The 21,519-nt window shown below is 71.2% G+C and carries 21 protein-coding genes and 1 riboswitch; of the genes, 3 read left to right on the forward strand and 18 right to left on the reverse strand.

Annotation, left to right across the window (positions count from 1 at the left end; all coding sequences use genetic code 11):
* The 6 genes from lipA to ACH54P_RS19800 form a co-directional block, all read right to left on the reverse strand.
* The gene (gene lipA / locus ACH54P_RS19775; protein ID WP_489914808.1) at positions 1–1,002 is read right to left on the reverse strand and encodes a lipoyl synthase; all 1,002 of its coding nucleotides are present in this window, start codon (positions 1,000–1,002) and stop codon (positions 1–3) included.
* Entirely contained in the window at positions 999–2,273 is a 1,275-nt protein-coding gene (glyA, locus tag ACH54P_RS19780) for a serine hydroxymethyltransferase (protein ID WP_489914810.1), read from the reverse strand. Before glyA ends, lipA begins: the two co-directional genes overlap by 4 nt.
* The gene (gene gcvH / locus ACH54P_RS19785; RefSeq protein ID WP_489914812.1) at positions 2,274–2,651 is read right to left on the reverse strand and encodes a glycine cleavage system protein GcvH; all 378 of its coding nucleotides are present in this window, start codon (positions 2,649–2,651) and stop codon (positions 2,274–2,276) included. It lies immediately after the preceding gene.
* 13 nt (positions 2,652–2,664) lie between these two features.
* The gene (gene gcvT, locus ACH54P_RS19790; protein WP_489914814.1) at positions 2,665–3,756 is read right to left on the reverse strand and encodes a glycine cleavage system aminomethyltransferase GcvT; all 1,092 of its coding nucleotides are present in this window, start codon (positions 3,754–3,756) and stop codon (positions 2,665–2,667) included.
* A 7-nt stretch (positions 3,757–3,763) separates the two neighbouring features.
* Positions 3,764–6,595 (reverse strand): aminomethyl-transferring glycine dehydrogenase, encoded by a 2,832-nt coding sequence (gene gcvP / locus ACH54P_RS19795; RefSeq protein ID WP_489916528.1) that lies wholly within the window; start codon positions 6,593–6,595, stop codon positions 3,764–3,766.
* Positions 6,596–6,729: 134 nt separating this feature from the next.
* A riboswitch (glycine riboswitch) is annotated at positions 6,730–6,823 on the reverse strand.
* A gap of 78 nt (positions 6,824–6,901) precedes the next feature.
* Complete coding sequence (locus ACH54P_RS19800) at positions 6,902–8,224, reverse strand: helix-turn-helix domain-containing protein (RefSeq protein WP_489914816.1); 1,323 nt, start codon at positions 8,222–8,224, stop codon at positions 6,902–6,904.
* Between the two features lie 71 nt (positions 8,225–8,295).
* Here ACH54P_RS19800 and ACH54P_RS19805 point away from each other — a divergent pair, with 71 nt between their 5' ends.
* The gene (locus tag ACH54P_RS19805) at positions 8,296–8,493 is read left to right on the forward strand and encodes a hypothetical protein (protein WP_372670492.1); all 198 of its coding nucleotides are present in this window, start codon (positions 8,296–8,298) and stop codon (positions 8,491–8,493) included.
* On the opposite strand, the gene ACH54P_RS19810 is transcribed toward ACH54P_RS19805, so the two are convergent.
* Genes ACH54P_RS19810 through ACH54P_RS19825 form a run of 4 tightly spaced genes read right to left on the reverse strand, consistent with a single transcriptional unit; the run spans position 8,490 to position 12,679 of the window.
* The gene (locus tag ACH54P_RS19810) at positions 8,490–9,257 is read right to left on the reverse strand and encodes a 3-oxoacyl-ACP reductase (protein ID WP_489914818.1); all 768 of its coding nucleotides are present in this window, start codon (positions 9,255–9,257) and stop codon (positions 8,490–8,492) included. The genes ACH54P_RS19805 and ACH54P_RS19810 overlap by 4 nt on opposite strands.
* Positions 9,257–10,621, reverse strand: coding sequence for an aldehyde dehydrogenase family protein (locus ACH54P_RS19815; RefSeq protein WP_489914820.1), 1,365 nt, complete (start codon positions 10,619–10,621; stop codon positions 9,257–9,259). Before ACH54P_RS19815 ends, ACH54P_RS19810 begins: the two co-directional genes overlap by 1 nt.
* The gene (locus ACH54P_RS19820) at positions 10,618–11,334 is read right to left on the reverse strand and encodes a gamma-glutamyl-gamma-aminobutyrate hydrolase family protein (RefSeq protein WP_489914822.1); all 717 of its coding nucleotides are present in this window, start codon (positions 11,332–11,334) and stop codon (positions 10,618–10,620) included. Before ACH54P_RS19820 ends, ACH54P_RS19815 begins: the two co-directional genes overlap by 4 nt.
* Positions 11,315–12,679 carry a glutamine synthetase family protein gene (locus tag ACH54P_RS19825; RefSeq protein WP_489914824.1) on the reverse strand — a complete coding sequence of 455 codons (1,365 nt, stop codon included), beginning with the start codon at positions 12,677–12,679 and terminating at the stop codon, positions 11,315–11,317. The genes ACH54P_RS19820 and ACH54P_RS19825 overlap by 20 nt, the downstream gene beginning before the upstream one ends.
* 210 nt (positions 12,680–12,889) lie before the next feature.
* Here ACH54P_RS19825 and ACH54P_RS19830 point away from each other — a divergent pair, with 210 nt between their 5' ends.
* The gene (locus ACH54P_RS19830; RefSeq protein WP_489914826.1) at positions 12,890–13,414 is read left to right on the forward strand and encodes a YflT domain-containing protein; all 525 of its coding nucleotides are present in this window, start codon (positions 12,890–12,892) and stop codon (positions 13,412–13,414) included.
* A gap of 196 nt (positions 13,415–13,610) precedes the next feature.
* On the opposite strand, the gene ACH54P_RS19835 is transcribed toward ACH54P_RS19830, so the two are convergent.
* The 4 genes from ACH54P_RS19835 to ACH54P_RS19850 all read right to left on the reverse strand — a co-directional run bounded on the left by ACH54P_RS19835 (position 13,611) and on the right by ACH54P_RS19850 (position 16,760).
* On the reverse strand, positions 13,611–14,576 hold the full coding sequence (locus ACH54P_RS19835) for an alpha/beta fold hydrolase (RefSeq protein ID WP_489914828.1): 966 nt from the start codon (positions 14,574–14,576) through the stop codon (positions 13,611–13,613).
* Positions 14,577–14,680: 104 nt separating this feature from the next.
* Complete coding sequence (locus tag ACH54P_RS19840; protein ID WP_489914830.1) at positions 14,681–15,904, reverse strand: DUF1700 domain-containing protein; 1,224 nt, start codon at positions 15,902–15,904, stop codon at positions 14,681–14,683.
* Positions 15,901–16,224, reverse strand: a complete 324-nt coding sequence (locus ACH54P_RS19845; protein ID WP_360684380.1) for a PadR family transcriptional regulator — start codon at positions 16,222–16,224, stop codon at positions 15,901–15,903. Before ACH54P_RS19845 ends, ACH54P_RS19840 begins: the two co-directional genes overlap by 4 nt.
* A gap of 89 nt (positions 16,225–16,313) precedes the next feature.
* Positions 16,314–16,760: an Lrp/AsnC family transcriptional regulator gene (locus ACH54P_RS19850; protein WP_489914832.1), complete on the reverse strand. Its 447-nt coding sequence runs from the start codon at positions 16,758–16,760 to the stop codon at positions 16,314–16,316.
* Positions 16,761–16,821: 61 nt separating this feature from the next.
* Here ACH54P_RS19850 and ACH54P_RS19855 point away from each other — a divergent pair, with 61 nt between their 5' ends.
* Positions 16,822–17,724 (forward strand): SMP-30/gluconolactonase/LRE family protein, encoded by a 903-nt coding sequence (locus ACH54P_RS19855; protein ID WP_489914834.1) that lies wholly within the window; start codon positions 16,822–16,824, stop codon positions 17,722–17,724.
* 142 nt (positions 17,725–17,866) lie between these two features.
* On the opposite strand, the gene ACH54P_RS19860 is transcribed toward ACH54P_RS19855, so the two are convergent.
* The 4 genes from ACH54P_RS19860 to mutM form a co-directional block, all read right to left on the reverse strand.
* Complete coding sequence (locus tag ACH54P_RS19860) at positions 17,867–19,039, reverse strand: MAB_1171c family putative transporter (protein WP_489914836.1); 1,173 nt, start codon at positions 19,037–19,039, stop codon at positions 17,867–17,869.
* Complete coding sequence (locus ACH54P_RS19865; protein ID WP_489916530.1) at positions 19,036–19,566, reverse strand: hypothetical protein; 531 nt, start codon at positions 19,564–19,566, stop codon at positions 19,036–19,038. Before ACH54P_RS19865 ends, ACH54P_RS19860 begins: the two co-directional genes overlap by 4 nt.
* A 591-nt stretch (positions 19,567–20,157) precedes the next feature.
* Positions 20,158–20,589, reverse strand: a complete 432-nt coding sequence (locus tag ACH54P_RS19870) for a helix-turn-helix domain-containing protein (protein WP_489914838.1) — start codon at positions 20,587–20,589, stop codon at positions 20,158–20,160.
* A 58-nt stretch (positions 20,590–20,647) separates the two neighbouring features.
* Entirely contained in the window at positions 20,648–21,517 is an 870-nt protein-coding gene (gene mutM / locus ACH54P_RS19875; protein ID WP_489914840.1) for a bifunctional DNA-formamidopyrimidine glycosylase/DNA-(apurinic or apyrimidinic site) lyase, read from the reverse strand.
* Between the last annotated feature and the right edge of the window lie 2 nt (positions 21,518–21,519).

Raw genomic sequence — 21,519 nt, forward strand, 5'->3', positions numbered from 1 at the left:
CTATCGCGCCAGCAGCGAGCTGGCTTCTTGCGCGGCCGGGCCCTGGTCGGCGAGGTGCCGCAGGTTTTCCGGCAGCTCCTCTCCACGGTAGCCCTTGGTCTGGGCGTAGAGGCGTCCGGCGCGGTAGGACGAACGCACCAGCGGCCCGGCCATGACCCCGGCGAAGCCCATCGCCTCGGCAGCCTGGGAGTGCTCGACGAACTCCTCCGGCTTGACCCACCGATCCACCGGATGATGCCGCGGCGAGGGACGCAGGTACTGCGTGATCGTCAAAATCTCACACCCCGCCTCGACCAGGTCCCGCATCGCCGGAGCCACCTCGTCCGGGGTCTCCCCCATACCCAGGATCAGGTTCGACTTCGTCACCAGACCAGCCTCACGCGCCGCCGTGATGACCGCCAACGACCGCGCATACCGGAACCCGGGACGGATCCGCTTGAAAATCCGCGGCACCGTCTCCACGTTGTGCGCCAACACCTCCGGCCGCGACCCGAACACCTCAGCCAACTGCCCAGGATCAGCGTTGAAATCCGGGATCAACAACTCCACACCCGTACCCGGATTCAACGCATGAATCTGCCGCACGGTCTCCGCATACAGCCACGCACCCCCGTCTTCCAGGTCGTCGCGCGCCACACCAGTGACCGTCGAGTACCGCAACCCCATCGCCTGCACCGACTCGGCGACCTTCCGCGGCTCCGTCCGATCCAGCTCAGCCGGTTTACCCGTATCGATCTGGCAGAAATCACACCGGCGCGTGCACTGATCCCCACCGATCAGGAACGTCGCCTCCCGGTCTTCCCAACACTCGTAAATGTTGGGACAACCCGCTTCCTCACACACCGTGTGCAAACCCTCACGGCGCACCAGACCCTTGAGCTCGGTGAACTCCGGCCCCATCCGCACCCGCGTCTTGATCCACGGCGGCTTCTTCTCGATCGGCGTCTCACTGTTGCGAACCTCGAGACGCAACAGCTTCCGGCCCTCGGGCTGAGCGTTCACCGGGACAGGTCCGCGTACAGCGGGTGCTTCTTCGCCAGCGTCTCGACGCGGTCGCGCAGCTTCGAACGCAGGGCGTCGTCGAAGTCCGGCTTGAGTGCCTCGGCGATGACGTCGGCGACCTCGGTGAAGTCGTCCGCCCGGAAGCCGCGGGTGGCCAGCGCCGGCGTGCCGATCCGCAGGCCGGAGGTGATCATCGGCGGGCGCGGGTCGAACGGGACGGCGTTGCGGTTGACCGTGATGCCGACCTCGTGCAGCCGGTCCTCGGCCTGCTGTCCGTCCAGGGTGGACTGGACGAGGTCGACGAGCACCAGGTGGACGTCCGTGCCGCCGGTCAGCACCCGGACACCCGCCGAAGCGCAGTCCGGCTGCGACAGCCGCGAAGCCAGGATCCGCGAGCCTTCGAGCGTCCGCTGCTGGCGCTCCTTGAACTCCTCGCTCGCGGCGATCTTCAGCGCGACGGCCTTGGCCGCGATGACGTGCTCGAGGGGCCCGCCCTGCTGGCCGGGGAACACCGCCGAGTTGATCTTCTTCGCCAGCTCCTCGCGGCACAGGATGAGGCCGCCGCGCGGGCCGCCGAGGGTCTTGTGCGTGGTCGTGGTGACGATGTCGGCGTGCGGGACCGGCGACGGGTGCAGCCCGGCCGCGACCAGCCCGGCGAAGTGCGCCATGTCCACCATCAGCCGCGCCTCGACGAGGTCGGCGATGCGGCGGAACTCGGCGAAGTCGAGCTGACGCGGGTAGGCGGACCAGCCGGCGATGATCAGCTTCGGCTTGTGCTCGACGGCGAGGCGCTCGATCTCGGCGAGATCGACGATGCCGGTCTCCTTGTCGACGTGGTAGGCGACGACGTTGTACAGCTTGCCCGAGAAGTTGATCTTCATCCCGTGCGTCAGGTGGCCGCCGTGCGCCAGGTCGAGGCCGAGGATCGTGTCGCCCGGCTTGAGCACGGCGAACATCGCGGCCGCGTTGGCCTGCGCGCCCGAGTGCGGCTGCACGTTGGCGTGGTCGGCGCCGAAGAGGGCCTTCGCGCGGTCGATGGCGAGCTGCTCGACGACGTCGACGTGCTCGCAGCCGCCGTAGTAGCGGCGGCCGGGGTAGCCCTCGGCGTACTTGTTGGTCAGCACCGAGCCCTGGGCCTCGAGCACGCCCACCGGGGCGAAGTTCTCGGAGGCGATCATCTCCAGGGTCGACTGCTGGCGGGTCAGCTCGTCGGCGACGGCCGCGGCGACCTCGGGGTCGACTTCGGACAGGTGCGCGTCGAAGGTCGTCATTCAGCTCTCCTGAGTGTGCGCGGCGTACGCGGCGGCGTCGAGCAGTTCCGGCACGTCCCCGGTCAGACGCACCTTGAGCAGCCAGCCTTCCGTGTACGGGTCGGAGTTGATGACCTCGGGGGTGTCCGAAGTGGCCCCGTTCACCTCGACGACCTCGCCGGAGACCGGCGCGTACAGCTCGCTGACCGACTTGGTCGACTCGACCTCGCCGAACACCTCGCCCGCGGTCACGGTCGAGCCGGCCTCGGGGAGCTGGACGAACACGATGTCACCGAGCGACTCGGCGGCGAAGGCGGTGATGCCCACGGTGGCGACGCCGTCGGCGACGCTCAGCCACTCGTGTTCCTTCGTGTACTGCAGGTTCTCGGGGATGCTCATGGCTCAAAGTCCTTTACGCGCGGGAGTAGAAGGGAAGGGCGACGACCTCGACGGGCTCGATCCTGCCCCGGATGTCGACGGACAGCGCGGTGCCGGGCTCGGCGTACGCCCGATCGACGTACGCCATCGCGATCGGGTAACCCAGGGTCGGCGACAGCGCCCCGCTGGTCACCTCGCCGATTTCGGTCTCGCCGGAGAGCACGCGGTAGCCGTGCCGCGGAGCGCGGCGGCCGGCGCCCTTGAGCCCCACCCGCACGCGGGGGACGTCCGCCTTGGACCGCTCCTCCAGCGCCGCGCGGCCGACGAAGTCGCCCGGCTTCTCGAACTTGACGACGCGCCCGAGGCCGGCCTCGAACGGGCTCTGCTCGACGGTGAGTTCGTTGCCGTACAACGGCATCCCGGCTTCCAGCCGGAGCGTGTCGCGGCAGGCGAGACCGGCCGGGACCAGCCCGTGCGGCTCGCCGGCCTCCATGAGGAGACGCCACAGCGCGGGCGCTTCGTCCGCGTTCACGAACAGCTCGAAGCCGTCCTCGCCGGTGTAGCCGGTGCGGGCGAGGAGGACGTCGTGGCCCTTCACGACGGCCGGGACGCTGGCGTAGTACTTCAGCGCACCCAGGTCGGCGTCGGTGACGGCGCCGATGATCGCCGCGGCGTTCGGGCCCTGGACGGCGATCAGCGCCGTGGTCTCCGACCGGTCGTCGACGACGGCGTCGAAGCCCGCGACCCGCTCTTCCAGGGCGTCCGCGACGACCTGGGCGTTGCCCGCGTTCGCGACGACCAGGTAGTGCTCGTCGGCCAGCCGGTAGACGACCAGGTCGTCCAGCACGCCGCCCTCGGCGTTGCAGATCATCGTGTACCGCGCGCGGCCCGGCTTGACCCCGGTGAGGTTGCCGACCAGCGCGAAGTCGAGGACGTCCGCGGCCTGCTTGCCGGTGACGTGGATCTCGGCCATGTGCGAGAGGTCGAACAGCCCGGCCGCCTCGCGGACGGCCTTGTGCTCGGCCAGCTCGCTGGCGTAGCGGACCGGCATCGACCAGCCGGCGAAGTCGGTGAACAGCGCACCGAGTCCCTTGTGGACTCCGTGCAGGGAGGTCTCTTTCGACACGTCGGGATCAGCCTTCGTAAGCGTTGAGGGGCGGGCAGGAGCACACGAGGTTACGGTCACCGCGGGCGCCGTCGATGCGCCGCACCGGCGGCCAGTACTTGTTCTTGCGCGAAACACCCGCCGGGTACACGGCCAGCTCCCGGTCGTAGGGCTTGTCCCACTCCCCGACCAGCGTCTCGGCGGTGTGCGGGGCGCCCCGCAGCGGCGACTCCTCCGCGGTCCACTTGCCGTTGGCCACCTCGTCGATCTCGGCGCGGATGGCGATCATCGCGGCGATGAACCGGTCGATCTCGCCGAGGTCCTCGGACTCGGTCGGCTCGACCATCAGCGTCCCCGCGACCGGGAACGACATGGTCGGCGCGTGGAAGCCGTAGTCGATGAGCCGCTTCGCGACGTCGTCGACCGTCACGCCGGTCTCCTTGGTGATCTGCCGCAGGTCGAGGATGCACTCGTGCGCGACCAGGCCGTCCTGGCCCGTGTAGAGCACCGGGTAGTGCGGCGCCAGGCGCGAAGCGACGTAGTTCGCCGCGAGCACGGCGACCTTCGTGGCGGCGGTCAGGCCGGGCGCGCCCATCATCCGGACGTAGGCCCACGAGATCGGCAGGATCGACGCCGAGCCGTACGGCGCGCCGCTGATCGGGCCGACGCCGGTCGCGGGACCGGCGGCGTCGAGCAGCGGGTGGTTCGGCAGGTACGGCGCCAGGTGCGCGCGCACCGCGACCGGGCCGACACCGGGGCCGCCCCCGCCGTGCGGGATGCAGAAGGTCTTGTGCAGGTTCAGGTGCGAGACGTCGCCGCCGAACTCGCCCGGCTTGGCCAGGCCGAGCAGGGCGTTGAGGTTCGCGCCGTCGACGTACACCTGGCCGCCGCCGTCGTGCACGATCTTCGCCAGCTCGTCGATGTCGTGCTCGTAGACGCCGTGCGTGGACGGGTACGTCACCATGATCGCCGCGAGGGCGTCGCGGTGGGCGTCCACCTTGGCCCGCAGGTCGGCGAGGTCGACGTTGCCCTCGTCGGTGCACTTGACCACGACGACGCGCATCCCGGCGAGCACCGCGGACGCGGCGTTCGTGCCGTGCGCGCTGGACGGGATCAGGCAGACGTCCCGGCCTTCGTCGCCGTTCGCGCGGTGGTAGGCGCGGATCGCGAGGAGCCCGGCGAGCTCGCCCTGGCTGCCCGCGTTCGGCTGCAGCGACACCTTGTCGTAGCCGGTGACCTCGGCCAGCCACTCGGCGAGCTGCGCCACGAGGACGTGGTAGCCCTCGGCGTCCTCGGCCGGCGCGAACGGGTGGATGCCGGCGAACTCGCGCCAGCTGATCGGCTCCATCTCCGCGGTGGCGTTGAGCTTCATCGTGCAGGAGCCGAGCGGGATCATGCCGCGGTCGAGCGCGTAGTCCTGGTCGGAGAGGCGGCGCAGGTAGCGCAGCATCGCCGTCTCGGAGCGGTGGGTGCCGAAGACCTCGTGGCCCATGAAGCCGCTCTCGCGGGCGAGGCCGCTCGGCAGGGCGACGCCGTCCTCGACGCCGGCCTCGACGCCGAAGGCGCGAAGGACCTTCGCGGTGATCGCGGGGGTGCTGACCTCGTCGAAGGCGACGCGGATGTGATCGCCGTCGACGTGGCCGAGGTTGATGCCCTGGGCCCGCGCGGCCGCGTGGACCTCGGCGGCCCGGCCGGGCACGCGCGCGACGACGGTGTCGAAGAACGACTCGTGCACGACCTCGACGCCGCTCTTGCGCAGCGCGTCGGCGAAGCCCGCGGCCAGGCCGTGGACGCGCCGGGCGATCTTCTTCAGGCCGTCCGGGCCGTGGTAGACCGCGTACATCGCGGCCAGCACGGCCGGGAGCACCTGGGCGGTGCAGATGTTCGACGTCGCCTTCTCGCGGCGGATGTGCTGCTCGCGGGTCTGCAGCGCGAGCCGGTAGGCCGGGTTGCCGTCCGCGTCGACCGAGACGCCGACCAGACGCCCGGGCAGCGAGCGCTCGAGGCCCGACCGCACGGACATGTACCCGGCGTGCGGGCCGCCGTAGCCGAGCGGGACGCCGAAGCGCTGCGTCGAGCCCGCGGCGACGTCGGCGCCGAACTCGCCAGGCGCGGTGACGAGCGTCAGGGAGAGGAGGTCGGCGGCGACGGTGAACAGCGCGCCCGCGGCCTTCGCCGACTCCGAAATCGCGTGGTAGAAGCCGCGGCCGCGCAGCACGCCGGACGCGCCGGGGTACTGGACGACGACGCCGAAGAAGTCCTCGGGCAGCCCGGTCAGCAGGTCGCGGACCTCGACCTCGATGCCCAGGGCCTCGACGCGGGTGCGCACGACGGCGATCGTCTGCGGCAGGCACTCGGCGTCGAGCACGACCTTGTCGGACTTGGACTTCGACGCGCGGCGCATCAGCGTGACGGCTTCGGCGACGGCGGTCGACTCGTCCAGCAGCGACGCGTTCGCGGTGGCCAGGCCGGTCAGGTCGGCGACCATGGTCTGGAAGTTGAGCAGCGCCTCGAGGCGGCCCTGCGAGATCTCCGGCTGGTACGGCGTGTACGCGGTGTACCAGGCCGGGTTCTCGAGGACGTTCCGGCGGATCACGCCGGGCGTGACGGTGTCGGAGTAGCCGAGGCCGATCATCTGCGTCATCGGCCGGTTGCGCGCGGCGAGCGCGCGCAGCTCCGCGGTGGCTTCCTCTTCGGACGCGGCGGGCGGGAGGACGAGGTCGCGGGTCGCGCGGATGGCGCTCGGCACGGCGGCGCCGACGAGGGCGTCCAGGCTGCCGTAGCCGCACTCGGCCAGCATCTTCGCGCGTTCGGCCTCGGACGGGCCGATGTGGCGGGCGTCGAACTGCGTAGAAGTGATCGGGAGCTCCTTGGGCCGGGCACACAGTGGTGCGCTGGAACTCCCCCTCTGTCATGGCACCTGAGAGTTTCACCGTGGGACACACGGCTTTCACCTTGGGTGAGGCGCGGGTGCGCCTGCTTTCCAGAGTGGCCTCGCGCGAAGCGGTAGCAGGTACCTGAGAGATTCCGGGGAGTTTGCTCCTTCGGTGCCCCACCGACTTCGTGAGGGCTCTCCCGCCTCGGCTCTACGGCCCGATCTGCAGTTGTGGCGGTTACGGTACCTGCCGCCTTCGAGGTCCGTCTACTTCACCCGGGCAACGCCACATCAGTTCTCGAGCGGTGTTCGACTGGCGACCCGGCGGACCACCTGGCCGGCCAGCGCGGGCGGCCGCCGCACCCGGCCGGACGGCAGGACGAGCCGCTTGAGCGGGCCGCCCAGCGGCACCGGCGGCAGGCCCGCGCCCAGCAGCACGTGCTCGACGACGTGCTCGGCGAACCACGCCACCGAATCGTTGAGCCGGTCCAGCGAGGGCCGGTCGCCGTCGAAGACGTCGTCGTCGGTGAGCGTGACCTCGAAGTACGCGCAGCCCTCAGCGAATCGGCGGACGACGTCTTCGACCGCGGCCTCGATCGCGCGGGCGCCCTCCTCCGGGTCCGCGAACCCGGCTTCGAGCAGCGGCTCGCGGTAGATACGCGCCGCCCGCTCGCGCATGCGGGCGCCGTAGCGGACCACGACCGGGAGCCGTCCGGTCAGGTCGGGCACGGCCAGGCCGTGGAGCAGCATGATCGGCGGCACCGAGTGCACCAGCCGCGGCGCCGGCTCGGCCAGTTCGCGCCCGGTGATCCGGACCCGGTCGGCCATCGCGTCGGGCAGCCCGAAGTAGCGGAAGTCGACGTTGCCGAACCCGAGGCCGTCGGCGACCAGCGACGCCAGCAGCTCGCCGTAGCCCCAGATCGGCGACAGCACCACCACCGGCGGCGCGGTCACGGCCGCCGGGGACGGCGACGGCGGGCGCGTCGCCTCCTGCTCGGGCACCTGGATCACCAGCCGGGGCGGCTCGTGCCAGTCGTGCACCTCGGCGACCCGCCAGTACAGGCCCAGCGGCCGCCACAGGTCGCCGAGGATCTCGTGCTCGATGATGCGGCGCGCCTCGGCGTCGGAGTGCGGGAACTCGCGCGGCGGCACGACCCCGACGTAGTGGTGGTAGGTGACGCGGACCTCGTCGCCGCGGGTGGCGGACCGGATCCGCATCTCCCAGTCGATCGGCGACGCCGCGATGGCGTTCGCCACCTGCGTGCCGGGCGAGGAGTAGACGAGCGCCGTCGCCTGCCGGAGGAACTGCCCGGCCTGGTCGATGCCCTCCCGCAGCGCCTTCGCCGCCTGCGCGACGTGCACCGGGCTCGCGAGGCTGTCGGGCAGCACGCCGGCGACGCGCAGGAGCTCGGCCTCCCCGAGGCCGGTCACCTCGGCGAGCTGCGCCCAGTGGTCGAAGACGGTCACCTTCGGCGCGTGCCGGTGCTCGATCCAGCTGCGCAGCGTCGACGTCGGGACGCCGATCCGGCGGGCCGCCTCGTCGAGGGAGAGCCCCCTCGCGCGGATGCCGGTCCGGACCGCTTCCGCCCACTCGTCGGCGCGCCAGTGCGTCACCTCACAAAGCTAACGAAACCCGCTAGCTTTGCGCAGGGACAAATCGCCCACGCGCGCCCGACGCTGTGAGCATGACCACCACCATCATCGCCCTGACGCTCATCGTCGGCGTGCTGACCTTCGCCGCCGGTGCCTTCCTCGCCTCCGAGATCGCCGTCCGCGTGCTGCGCCGCCGCGAAAAGCTCGTGTCCGAAGAGCGCAAGAAGCTCAACGCCGCGTGGAACTACCTGCGGGAGGTCTACGGCGTCAAGAAACCGACCAAGCGTTAGAGCGGGGTGACGTACGCGCCGGAGATACCGCCGTCGACGAGGAACTGGGACGCCGTGATGAAGCTGGCGTCGTCGCTGGCCAGGAAGGCGACCGCGGCCGCGATCTCCTCCGGTTCGGCGAACCGGCCGACGGGCACGTGCACCAGCCGCCGCGCCGCGCGTTCCGGGTCCTTCGCGAACAGCTCCTTGAGCAGCGGGGTGTTCACCGGCCCCGGGCACAGCGCGTTGACGCGGATGTTCTCCCGCGCGAACTGCACGCCCAGCTCGCGGCTCATCGCGAGCACGCCGCCCTTGGACGCGGTGTAGGAGATCTGCGACGTCGCCGCGCCCATCACCGCGACGAACGACGCCGTGTTGATGATCGATCCCTTGCCCTGGCGCTGCATGTGCGGCAGGACGGCCTTGCAGCAGTGGTACACCGACGTCAGGTTGACGCGCTGCACCCGCTCCCAGGCGTCGATGCCGGTGGTCAGGATGGAGTCGTCCTCGGGCGGGGAGATGCCGGCGTTGTTGAACGCGACGTCGACCGAGCCGAACTGCTCGACCGTGCTGTGGAACAGGTTCTCCACCTGCTCGGCGTCGGTGACGTCGGTCTGGATGAAGGCGCCGCCGATCTCGTCGGCGACCGCCTTGCCCTCCGCCGGCGTCAGGTCCGCGATGACGACCTTCGCGCCTTCGCTCGCCAGGCGGCGGGCCGAGGCGAGCCCGATGCCGCTCGCGCCGCCGGTGATCACCGCGACGCGGCCTTCGAAACGCTGGACCATTACTCCTCCGTGCTGAGAAAGACGTTCTTGGTTTCGGTGAACGCCGCCGCGGCGTCGGGGCCCAGCTCGCGGCCGAGCCCGGACTGCTTGAAGCCGCCGAACGGCGTCCAGTAGCGCACCGAAGAGTGCGAGTTCACCGACAGGTTGCCGGCTTCGACACCGCGCGCCACCCGGAACGCGCGGCCGGCGTCCCGGGTCCAGATCGAGCCGGACAAGCCGTACTCGGTGGCGTTGGCCATCCGGATCGCGTCGGCCTCCTCCGCGAACGGCACGACGGCGACGACCGGGCCGAACACCTCGTCCGCGACGGCGGGGTGCCGCAGGTCCGGCGGGGTGAGGACGGTCGGCGGGAACCAGAAGCCGGGCCCGGCCGGCGCGCTGCCGCGGAACGCGACGGGCGCGTCGTCCGGCACGTAGCCCGCGACCTTTTCCCGGTGCGCGGCCGAGATGAGCGGGCCCATCTCGGTCTTCTCGTCGCCTGGGTCGCCGACGACGACGCCGTGCACCGCGGGTTCCAGGAGCTCCATGAAGCGGTCGTACGCGCTCGCCTGGACGAGGATCAGCGACCGCGCGCAGCAGTCCTGGCCCGCGTTGTCGAAGACGCCGTAGGGCGCGGTCGCCGCGGCCTTCTCCAGGTCGGAGTCGGCGAAGACGATGTTCGCGTTCTTGCCGCCCAGCTCCAGCGTCACGCGCTTCACCTGGGCCGAGCAGCCCGCCATGATCTGCTTGCCGACCTCGGTGGAGCCGGTGAAGACGACCTTGCGCACGCCCACGTGGTCGACGAACCGCTGCCCGACCACGGATCCCTTGCCGGGCAGCACCTGGAAGACGTCCTCCGGGATGCCCGCCTCGCGCGCCAGCTCGGCCAGCCGGATGGCGGTCAAGGGCGTCAGCTCGGCGGGCTTGAGGACGACGGTGTTCCCGGCGGCGAGCGCGGGCGCGAAGCCCCAGCCGGCGATCGGCATCGGGAAGTTCCACGGCACGATCACGCCGACCACGCCCAGGGGCTCCTGGAACGTGACGTTGACGCCGCCCGGCACCGGGATCTGCTTGCCGATCAGGCGTTCGGGCGCGGCGGAGTAGTAGTTGAGGACGTCGCGGACGTTGCCCGCCTCCCAGCGGGCGTTGCCGATCGTGTGCCCGGAGTTGGTGACCTCCAGCCGCGCGAGGTTCTCGAGGTCGGCCTCGACGGCGTCGGCGAAGCGGCGCAGCAGCCGCGCGCGGTCGCCGGGGGTGACGTCGCGCCACGCCGGGAACGCCGCCTGCGCGCGGGCGATCGCCGCGTCGGTCTCTTCGGCGCTGGTCAGCGCGACCGACCGCACCACCTCTTCGGTGGCGGGGTTGATCACGTCGAACGTGCTCATCGCTTCTCCTTGCTCGCTTCGACGAGAGCCTGGAACAGCCGGACGTCGTCGCTGTCCTGCTCGGGGTGCCACTGCACGCCCAGGGCGAACTCGCCGGGCACCTCGGCGGCTTCGATCGTCCCGTCGGCGGCCCAGCCGACCGCTTCCAGGCCGGTGCCGAGCCGGTCGATCGCCTGGTGGTGGTAGCAGAGGCCCTTGGTCTCCGTCCCGAGGATCGCGGCCGCGCGGCTGCCTTCCTTGAGCGAGATGGTGCTGGTGCCGAACGTGCCGGGCGCGGGCTGGTGCTCGGTGGTGCCCGCGGTTTCGGGCAGGTGCTGGGCGAGGGTGCCGCCGAGGGCGACGCTCATCACCTGCAGGCCGCGGCACACGCCGAGCACCGGTTTCCGCTGCCGCCGGGCGGCGGCGAACAGGCCGAACTCGAAGGCGTCCCGCTCCGGCCGGGTGAACGTGCTCGGGTGCGGCTCGTGGCCGTAGCGCCCTGGCTCGACGTCGGCGCCGCCGGTGAGCACCAGCGCGTCCACAGTGGACATCAAGCGGTCGTCACCGCCGGTCACCGGCGGCAGGAGGACCGGGATGCCGCCGGCCGCGACGACGCAGTCGACGTAGACCCGGTGCAGCAGCACGGCTTCGGTGTCCCAGACGCCGAACTTCGCGGGTTCGAGGTAGCTGGTGAGGCCGATGACGGGCCGGTCGTCAGAGTCGCTCGAAGCCACGGATCAGCTCCCAGTCGGTGACGGCGGCGTTGTAGGCGTCGAGTTCGATCTTCGCCGCGTTCAGGTAGTGCGCGACGACGTCGTCGCCGAACGCGGCTTTGGCCAGGTCGCTGCCGCTCAGGGCCGCGGCGGCCTCGGGCAGGGTGGTCGGCACGGTGGCGCGGCCGGAGTGGTAGGCGTTGCCGGTGAACGGCTCCTCGAGCTCCAGCTCGTTCTCGATGCCGTGGAGGCCGGCGGCGATCAGCGCGGCGACGGCGAGGTAGGGGTTGACGTCCCCGCCCGGCACGCGGTTTTCCACGCGCAGCGACTCGCCGTGGCCGACGACGCGCAGCGCGCACGTGCGGTTGTCGGTGCCCCAGGCGATCGCGGTCGGCGCGAAGCTGCCGGGCACGAACCGCTTGTAGGAGTTGACGTTCGGGGCGAAGAAGTACGTCAGCTCGTGCAGGCCGGCGAGCTGGCCGGCGAGGAAGTGCTCCATCAGCTTGGAGAAGCCGTGCTCGCTGTCGCCGGACAACACGGCGCGGCCCTCGGTGGAGCGCAGGCTGATGTGGATGTGGCAGGAGTTGCCCTCGCGCTCGTTGTACTTCGCCATGAAGGTGAGGCTCTTGCCCTCCTGCGCGGCGATCTCCTTGGCGCCGTTCTTGTAGACGCTGTGGTTGTCGCAGGTGGAGAGCGCGTCGGTGTAGCGGAAGGCGATCTCCTGCTGGCCGGGGTTGCACTCGCCCTTGGCGGACTCCGGGTAGAGGCCGGCGCCGGCCATCTCGTTGCGGATCCGGCGCAGCAGCGGCTCGAGGCGCGCGGTGCCGAGCATCGAGTAGTCGACGTTGTACTGGTTGGCGGGCTTGAGGCCGTGGTAGCGCTTGTCCCAGGCGGCTTCGTAGGTGTCGTCGAAGACGATGAACTCGAGCTCGGTCCCGACGTAGGCGGCGAGCCCGCGCTCGGCGAGGCGCTCGAGCTGCCGGCGGAGGATCTGCCGCGGCGACACGGCGACCGGGCCGCCCTGCACGCGCTCGACGTCGGCCAGCACCAGCGCGGTGCCCTCCTGCCAGGGGATCTCCCGCAGCGTCTCGAAGTCGGGACGGAGCACGAAGTCGCCGTAGCCGGTCTCCCAGGACGAGAGCGCGTAGCCGTCGACGGTGTTCATGTCGACGTCCACGGCCAGGAGGTAGTTGCAGGCTTCGGTGGCGTGCCCGACGACCTCGTCCAGGAAGTACTCGGCCGAGCAGCGCTTGCCCTGGAGCCTGCCCTGCATGTCCGTGATCGCGACGAGCACGGTGTCGATCGTGCCCGCGTCCACGCGCGCCCGGAGTTCGTCGAGCGTGAGCATGCCTCGCCTGCGTGCCATCAGCCGCCCCAAAGGTTTGATGCGAATCCTTTGCCGGTCCTTCCTACCCGGTGAGGCGCGGCAGGTCAACCGGAACAAAGGTATTTTCTTGAGCCATTGAGTCGACGGTCGGATTGGGCGCTTTGCCCGGCTGAGAAGAGTCTGTGAATTCGGCCGGACGGGAGGAAACCGGGGTACTCGCACGTTGAACGGGGCAGAGAGGTGAGATCGATGACCACAGCATTCACGCAGAGCACGATCGGACAGCCCGCGACGGCCCGGCCCCAGCTGCCGACCCTGCCCACCGGCTGGCCGATCGGTTCCTACGAGTCCTACGAGCAGGCCCAGCGGGCGGTCGACCACCTCGCGGGCGCGGACTTCCCGGTCACCGACGTCACGATCGTGGGAGTGGAGCCGCTGCTCGTCGAGCGGGTCGCGGGCAAGCTGTCCTGGGCGCGCGTCCTGGGCAGCGCGGCCACGTCCGGCGCGATGTTCGGTGTGTTCCTCGGCCTGGTGCTCAGCCTGCTGAACCCGGGAGCCGGCCTGGTCCCCATCGCGATCGGCCTGGTCGCCGGTCTGGGGTTCAACCTGCTCTTCGGCGCCCTGGGCTACGCGGCGAACCGCAACAAGCGCGGGTTCATCTCGCAGAGCCAGCTGGTGGCGCGTCGGTACGACGTGCTGTCCCAGCCCCGCAACGCCGAGAAGGGCCGTGCGTTGCTGGCGGACCTGGCAGCGCGGAGCGCCTTCGGCCACTGACGGGTTGTCGGGGAAGGCCGCCTTCGGGAGTTCCCGGGGCGGCCTTTCGTCGTGTTGGGGTTGGCCTTCGGCAAGGCCGGGACGCCCTCGCCGCATCAGGGCTGCGCTTCGGCGCGTCCGGCGCTGTCTCACCACGTCCGGAACGACCCTCCGCCACGTCCGAAGCCGACGCGCTCGCCGCCGCGTCGGGGGCTGCTCAGGTGCCCGACGACACCGCCGGCTCGTCCGGTACCCCCGCCTCCTCCGCCGCGGCAGAAGCCGGACGTCCCGCGCGCAGCAGCTCTCCCCACCGCGCCCGGTCGTACCGTGCCGGCGGGGTCGCCGTCAGGAACTCGCGCAGGATCTCCAGGAACCGCGCCGGGTCGGAGCGGTGCGGGAAGTGGCCCGCGCCCTCGAACAGCACCAGCCTGCTGCCCGGCATCGCCCGGTGCGCGCGCAGCGCGTGGCCGCTCGGCACCACCTTGTCCTCCGTGCCCCACACCAGCAGCGTCGGGATGCCGTCGGTCAGGTAGCACCGGTCCAGCATGTTGACCACCTGCCCGCGCCAGTCGACGACCGACCGCAGCGTCCGCAGGAACGCCGAGCGCGTGCTCGGCTCGACCAGCCGGACGTACCGCGTCAGCACGTAGTCGAGGTCCGGCCCCTCGAGCACCCGCAGCAGCCCGGCGAACCCGCGCAGCGCCGCGACCGCGGGCGGGGTCCCCAGCAGCGGCAGCACCAGCCCCGCGCCCGGCGCCGCCGCCAGGCGCAGCAGCGGGTGGACGCCCGCGCCGACCCCACCCGAGCCGACCAGGACGAGGCGTTCGCAGCGCTCCGGGAACTGGTAGGCGAACTGCATCGCGACGCCGCCGCCGAGGGAATGCCCGACCACCGTCACCCGGTCGACGTCGAGCGTCGTCAGCAGGTCGCGCATGCCGCACGCGTAGGCGGCGACGGAGTAGTCCGCGCGCGGCTTGGCCGAAGAACCGTGGCCGAGCAGGTCGGGCGCGATCACCGTGAAGTCGGCCGACAGCGACGCCAGCAGGTCCAGCCAAGTCGACGAGTCGTCGCCGATGCCGTGCAGGAAGAGCACGGCCGGCCCGCGCCCGGCCATCCGGTAGGCGCGCTCGTACCCGTGGACGACCCGGGTGCGCGGGGCGAAACGGTCCGTGAGTGGCGGCACCCGTCGAGCTCACCACGCCCGCGTTCGCGGGACGTTTCGCGCGCGTTCGGAACGGGTGAACGCCAGGAGCGGCCCCGACCTCCGCTCCTGGCGTTCGCTCCCCCTTACTTCGTCGGCGTCGGCGAGGCCGGCGCCGACGAAGAAGCCGATGGGCTGACCGGCGTCGGCGACGGTGCCGTCACCTTCGGGATCGCGGCGCTGAACGGCACGCCCGCGTCCTCGCGGCAGGCGGAGCGGTACCCGTTGTAGCCGTTGTAGTTGCCCTGGTCGTCGGTGACGCCCTGCTCGATCCGCGGCCGCGGGAACCGGTTGTCCTCCCCGATCTTCTGCTTGCTGCCGCTCGAACGCTCGCAGCCGTAGCGGGTCAGCGTGATCGGCCGGCCCTCCTCGTCGTAGAGGTAGACCTCGGTCAGCGGCTTGCCTTCGGCGTCGAAGGCGTAGACGTTGTCGATCGAGTGGCCGCCGTAGGTCAGCTGGTCGTTGCCGTACTGGTCGGACGACTCGTAGTAGGTCCTCGAGCTCGGGTAGGAGGTCTGGTGCGAGATCAGGCCGACCACGGCACCGAACCCGCCGAACGCGCCGCCGATGACGAACGCCGAAATCGGCACCGCCACCCACAGCAGCCGCCGGTCGGCCCGCACCCGGGGGCCGGCCCACACGATCGCGGCCCCGGCGACGAGCAGGAACGGCAGCAGCAGCACCGCGTCCCGCTGCCGCATCATGAGCAGCACCCCGAAGGCGAGCAGCGCGACGGCGCACAGCACCCACCACGCCGGCTTCAGGGAACCGAGGTAGCTGAGCACCTTCCCGCCGTCCTCCTGCCCGCGGGTCTTCGCCAGCAGCGACCGCAGCCACGCCACCTCGGGCAGCGCCAGCACCGGCTCGACGCCGCCGCGCACCAGCAGCACGACGCTGAGCAGGAACACCGGCGCCAGCAGGACCAGGCCGATCAGCACGTCGGCGTCGACGTTGATGGCGGCGGCGAAGGCGAACAGCGCGAGCGCCACGGCGCAGAACACCAGGCCCCACCACGCGATCCGCGGCTTGGCCAGCCCCGGCTTCGTCGTCGTCATGACCTGCGTGGTGACACCCTCGGCCGCCGGCGGGTAGCCGCCGGACGCGCGCAGCTCGGCGGCGTAGCTCTCCGGGGAGCCGAGCCGCTCGATCAGGGCCTCGACGCGGGCGCCCTCCCCCAGCTCGGCCTCCAGCTCCGCCAGGTGCGGGCGGACGTCTTCGAGGATCTCTTCGACTTCGCCGGCGGGCAGGTCGGCGAGCGCGGTGCGGACCCGCGCCAGATACACCCGCACGGCGGTCGGCTTCTCGCTCATGCTGCCTCTCCCAAAAGCACGTTCATCGTCGATGCGAAGCTTTGCCAGGTCTTGCCCGACTCCGCCAGCCGAAGCCGGCCCGGCTCGTTCAGGCTGTAGTACTTGCGGTGAGGCCCCTCTTCGCTGGGCACCACGTACGAGGTGAGCAGGCCGGCCTTGTAGAGCCTGCGCAACGTCCCGTACACCGACGCGTCCCCCACCTCGTTGAGGCCCGCTGTCCTGAGTCTTCGCAGGACGTCGTACCCGTAGCCGTCCTCTTCGCGGAGCACCGCCAGGACGGCGAGATCGAGCACCCCTTTGAGCAGCTGACTGATCTCCACCCACACCCTCCAGTCTTACGCTTGGAAAGGTACCACGCATTACACAGTAGTGCGCACGGCGGAGGGCCAGACGGGCGTGCCGAAGTGGATCAGGCGCCGGTGTCGACCGGACGCTCGAAGAACGATTCCAGGACGACGATGGTCTGCGTGCCGGTGACGCCGTCGATCGCGAACAGCCGGCGCAGCGACACCTGGAGCTCTTCGGTGGTGGCCGTGCGCAGCTTGACCAGGAGCGACGCCGGACCTGCGATGACGTGCGCCTCGACCACTTCGGGCAGCGCCTCGAGGGCGGCCCGCACCGGCTCGTCCCCCATCCAGGCGTTCGCGTCGACGAGGACGAACGCCGCGACCCCGCGGCCGACGGCCACCGGGTCGACGTCCACCGTCGTCCGCCGGATGACGTCCTGCTCGCGGAGCTTGCGCACCCGCTCGTGAGCGGCGCCGGCGGAGAGGCCGACAGCCTTGCCGAGGGCCGCATACGGCTGCGTCGCGTCTTCCTGGAGCTTTTGGAGCAATACGCGATCCACGTCATCCACGACTTGACCATATCAGGTTCGGCAATCCATGCTTGTGACAGAATCTCGTTAGGGGTGACGGATGGATCTGGTCAAGACGGACTTCCAGGTGCTGGACGAGCGTTTCGCGCGAGTCAACGGCGACGAGTGGATGCAGCGCCTGCACACGGGCTGCCGCTGGACGGAGGGGCCGGCGTACTTCCCGGCGGGCCGCTACCTGGTGTTCAGCGACATCCCGAACGACCGCACACTGCGCTGGGACGAGACGACCGGCCAGGTCGGCGTGTTCCGGCAGCCGTCGGGGTACGCGAACGGCCACACGGTCGACCGCCGCGGCCGGCTGGTCAGCTGCGAGCAGGGCCCCCGCCGGGTGACGCGCACGGAACACGACGGCTCGATCACCGTGTTGGCGTCCGAGTTCGAGGGGAAGCGGCTGAACAGCCCGAACGACGTCGTCGAGCATTCGGACGGGTCAATCTGGTTCACCGACCCGAGTTACGGCATCGACAGTGATTACGAGGGGTACCAGGCGGAGAGCGAGATCGGCGCGTGCCACGTGTACCGCGTCGACCCTTCGGGTGAAATCCGGATCGTCGCCGACGACTTTTCCCGGCCGAACGGGCTGGCGTTTTCGGCCGACGAGTCCCTGTTGTACATCGCCGACACGCGGCAGGAACCCAGCCACATCAGGGTGTTCGGGGTCCGCGACAACGGAACCCTGACGGGCGGCGAGATCTTCGCGACGTGCGACAGCGGCGGTTTCGACGGGGTGCGAGTAGACAGCAACGGCCGAGTCTGGGCGGCGGCCCACGACGGGCTGCACTGTTTCGCCGACGACGGAACCCGCATCGGCAAGCTGCGCCTACCGGAGATCTGCTCGAACTTCACGTTCGGCGGAGCCCGGGGCAACGAGCTGTTCATCACGGCTTCGAGCTCGGTGTACACGCTGAGGGTGACGGTCAACGGGGCTCGCTACCCACGCTGACCGGGTGGGCCGGCGCGCTGCGGATGGGGGGCGGGTGCGCGGCCCGTGGCGAACCCGCCGACGCGAACAGGCGGGCCTCGAAGCGCGCCGAATCCACTGCCGCACAAGAGGGCTGCCGGACCCGGCCCTCGGCGCGGGGCGGCTAGCCGAGCGCGCCGGCGCGGATCCGGTCCACCACCGTGCCTCGGCGCCAGGCGCGGCTCACCTGGACCAGCCATGCCGCCTCGGTGGTCACGTCCGCGTCCGGGAGGGGGTCCGGTCTCGTCTTGCCCTGCTCGAACCGGCGGCCCTCGCGGCCCGCTTCGATCGCCGCGGCCAAGGTCACCGCCTCCACCGTGGCCGCCAGGTCGGCTTCGCGGACTCCGGCGCGGCGGGCCTCCTCCTCCGCGCGGGCCGGGAGGTCCGGGTCGAAGTGGGCTCGCAGCGCCAGGTGGCCGTCGCGGATTTCGATCACCCTGCGGTACAGCGCGAACTCCGCGCCGCCCGCCAGTGCGCGGCCCGGCTCGAGGGCGATGCCCGGGACAGCCGCGCGCAACGCCGTCCACAGTGGCTCGATGCGGCGGTACGCGCGGTACGCGCGGACCCGGCCGAGCACCGACGACACCGCCGGCGACCACGCGCTGAGCGTCGCCCCGGCGGCGACGAACCCCACGGTCGTCGCGGCGAGCACCGACGACGGCAGGTCCTCGCGGGCGCCGATCCGCGCCGTCTCGGCGAGGCGGCGGACGTCGTCGACGTCCCAGAACGTCCACGCGAACGCCGCGCCCACCCCGACCACCAGCAGCCACAGCCCGGCGCGCAGCGGGCCCGGCTCCGCGTGCCACGCGCTGCGGGCGAACACCGCGAACAGCAGGCCGAGGCTGATCAGGCTGTACACCAGGAACAGGATCTTGTCGCCGAGCGCGAACGGCAGCGTGCCGGGCGAGAACACGGTCTCGTCGCCGACGCGCTCCGGCTCGGACAGCGCGAAACACACCGCAAGCAGCACCATCGTCGCGCCGGTGAACAACGCGTGCGGCGCCAGCCTCGCGCCGTCGCCGCGCCACACCGACTGCGTGAACGCGACGGCGAAGGCGATCGCGCCCAGCCTCAGCTCGTCGCCGGCCAGGGTCGCGACCCACTCGAACACCGGGCCCGGGCCGATCAGGGCCTCCATCGCCGGCGTCAGGACCATGATGCCGGTGGCGATGCAGATGCCGAACCCGGCGAGGAACCACATCGTCCGCACCGGCTGGCTGTGGCGCGCCTCGATCAGCTTGTACCCGAACCCGGCGAACCCCACCACGCACAGGTGGTAGGCCAGGGTCTCGATCACGGCGCCCGGCGGCGGGACCGGCCGCCGAACAGCGTGTCGAAGCGCCGCACCCCGTCCGGGACGCCGGGCGCGGGCTCGCGCGGTTCTTCGGGCCGCACGACGCGCTGCGCGAGCAGGCTCGCGACGAGCTCCGCTTCGCGTTCCTCGACCTCGCTGTAGGTGGTGCGCCCGAGGACGCGCCGGACCAGCTCGGGCGAGAGGTTCGGCATCAGCTGCCGCCCGGCCGCGGCGTCGATCGCGACGCCGTCGGCCCCGGCGTCGGAGCCCGTGTGGCCGCAGAGCAGGTGCCCGACCTCGTGCAGCAGGATGTGCCGCCGGTGCAGGGCGGTCGTGTTGGTCGGGTAGAGGATGTAGTCCGCGCGTTCGGTGCTCATGAGCAGCCCGCACGGCGCGCCTTCGGGGGCGCTGACCGGCATGAGTTCGATCGGGCGGCCGCGCTCGGCGGCCAGGTCCGCGATGAACGCCTCGGCATCGAACGGCTCCGGCAGCCTGACGGCATCGGCGACCTGACGCGCCCGCCGCCACAGGGTCCGGCCCGGCTGCCGCGCGGATTCGCGCCGCGCCGAAAGCCGCCGCCACGGGGCACCGTCCACCTCAGCCCTCCTCCGCCACGCCACTGACGGACGGCCCCGGCAAGGTGGCCGGGGCGGTGCGCGCCCGCTCGCTGGGTTCCCGATCAGTCACGTCAGCCTCTCACCACGCCGCTGCCGTTCGGCCCCGGCAAGGTGGCCGGGGCGGTGCGCGCCCGCTCGCTGGGTTCCCGATCAGTCACGTCAGCCTCTCACCACGCCGCTGCCGTTCGGCCCCGGCAGAGCGGCCGAGGCGGCGCAAGCCCGCCAGCCGGATTCCCGAACCCTCACGTCAGCCCCCCCACCACGCCGCTGCCGCACAGCCCCGGCAGAGGGGCCGAGGCGATGCAAGCCCGCCCGCCGCCTCACGACAGCCTCCCACTCCGCTGCCGAAGCCCATCGCAGGACGGGGCCGAGCCGATCGCTGCCCTGTGGATGGCGACCCCCCGCGGCATGAAGCCGACAGACTGCCACCTCCCGGGTACCCCCACTCCGACCCCTCCCCTTCACGCCGCCGAGAGACCCACACCGGCGATCGCGTTCCTCACGTCAGCTCTCCTTCTTCCCGCCGCGGCCGGCCTCCCGCCGGGCGATCGCGTCGATCATGTCGCTGATCGTGTCGAGACCGTCGGCCGAGAGGGTTACCGCGCGCAGGGCCAGGTCCCGGACGCCCGCGTCGCGCAGTGCGCCCAGCAGGGCCAGCTCCTCGGCGATCTTCCGGCTCTGCTCGTCGTCGAAGAAGTATGCCGGAGGCACGCCGAAGAACTGGGCGAGTGCTTCCAGGTGGCGCTTGGTCGGATTGTCCCGGCGGCCGGTGCGCAGCTGCCACAGATACGTCGTCGAAAAGCTCTCGCCCGTTGCTTCACGGCACGCCTTCGCGACCTCTTCGTTGCTGTACGGCTCCCGATCGGGCCTGCGGACCACGTGGAACAGCCGGTCGATCTTGTCGGCCAGCGTCGACTTTCCGGGCTCCTTGACCACGATGCACTCCCTCAGCTACCAGGCGTATTCATCCTAGCTGAAAGGCGAACACCATTTATCAACGCGAGTTCGCCCTCGGCCGGGGCTGGCACCGTGGACACGAGAACGACGAGCGGTTCATGAACGGCTCCCGCCGGATCGCCGTACCGCACCGGTGGCACGGCAGGCCCTCCTGGCCGTACGCGTCCAGGGACCGGTCGAAGTACCCCGACTGCCCGTTGACGTTCACGTACAACGCGTCGAACGACGTCCCGCCCGCGCCCAGCGCCGCGTTCATCACGTCGGCAGCTGCCGAAAGCAGCTCACGCCCCTTCGCGAGCGAAAGCTTTTCCGTCGGCCGGGACCAGTGCAGGCGAGCGCGCCAGAGGGCTTCGTCCGCGTAGATGTTGCCGATGCCGGACACCAGCGTCTGGTCGAGCAGGGCCCGTTTGACCTCGGTGCGCCGGGACCGCAGCGCGCGCACGGCCGTGTCGAGGTCGAACTCCGGGTCCATCGGGTCGCGCGCGATGTGCGCGATCGTGTCGGGCAGCAGCACGTCGCCGCCGACGTCGTGGAGGTCGTCGAGCGCCAGGCCGCCGAACGTCCGCTGGTCGACGAAGCGCAGCTCCGGCCCGTCGTCGTCGAAGCGCAGCCGCGCCCGCAGGTGCTTTTCGTCCGGCGCGTCCGCGGGCTGGACGAGCATCTGCCCGCTCATCCCGAGGTGGGCCAGCAGCGCCTCCTTGTCGGACAGCTCCAGCCACAGGTACTTCCCGCGGCGCCGCGCCGCCTCGACGCGCGTGCCGCTGAGGCGCTGCGTGAAGTCCTCCGCGCCCAGGGCGTGGCGGCGGATGGCACGCGGGTGGAGGACCTCCGCCTCGCGGATGGTCCGGCCCGCGACGTGCGCCTGCAGGCCCAGGCGGACGACTTCGACCTCGGGGAGTTCGGGCATGC

Source organism: Amycolatopsis sp. N2S4-7 (assembly GCF_058119595.1).

Excerpts from the sequence above, each read along its gene's own strand:
- glyA (WP_489914810.1), bottom strand. The coding sequence starts at position 2,273 with ATGACGACCTTCGACGCGCACCTGTCCGAAGTCGACCCCGAGGTCGCC.
- gcvH (WP_489914812.1), bottom strand. The coding sequence starts at position 2,651 with ATGAGCATCCCCGAGAACCTGCAGTACACGAAGGAACACGAGTGGCTG.
- ACH54P_RS19805 (WP_372670492.1), top strand. The coding sequence starts at position 8,296 with ATGACCACCACCATCATCGCCCTGACGCTCATCGTCGGCGTGCTGACC.
- ACH54P_RS19810 (WP_489914818.1), bottom strand. The coding sequence starts at position 9,257 with ATGGTCCAGCGTTTCGAAGGCCGCGTCGCGGTGATCACCGGCGGCGCG.
- ACH54P_RS19815 (WP_489914820.1), bottom strand. The coding sequence starts at position 10,621 with ATGAGCACGTTCGACGTGATCAACCCCGCCACCGAAGAGGTGGTGCGG.
- ACH54P_RS19825 (WP_489914824.1), bottom strand. The coding sequence starts at position 12,679 with ATGGCACGCAGGCGAGGCATGCTCACGCTCGACGAACTCCGGGCGCGC.
- ACH54P_RS19830 (WP_489914826.1), top strand. The coding sequence starts at position 12,890 with ATGACCACAGCATTCACGCAGAGCACGATCGGACAGCCCGCGACGGCC.
- ACH54P_RS19840 (WP_489914830.1), bottom strand. The coding sequence starts at position 15,904 with ATGAGCGAGAAGCCGACCGCCGTGCGGGTGTATCTGGCGCGGGTCCGC.
- ACH54P_RS19855 (WP_489914834.1), top strand. The coding sequence starts at position 16,822 with ATGGATCTGGTCAAGACGGACTTCCAGGTGCTGGACGAGCGTTTCGCG.
- mutM (WP_489914840.1), bottom strand. The coding sequence starts at position 21,517 with ATGCCCGAACTCCCCGAGGTCGAAGTCGTCCGCCTGGGCCTGCAGGCG.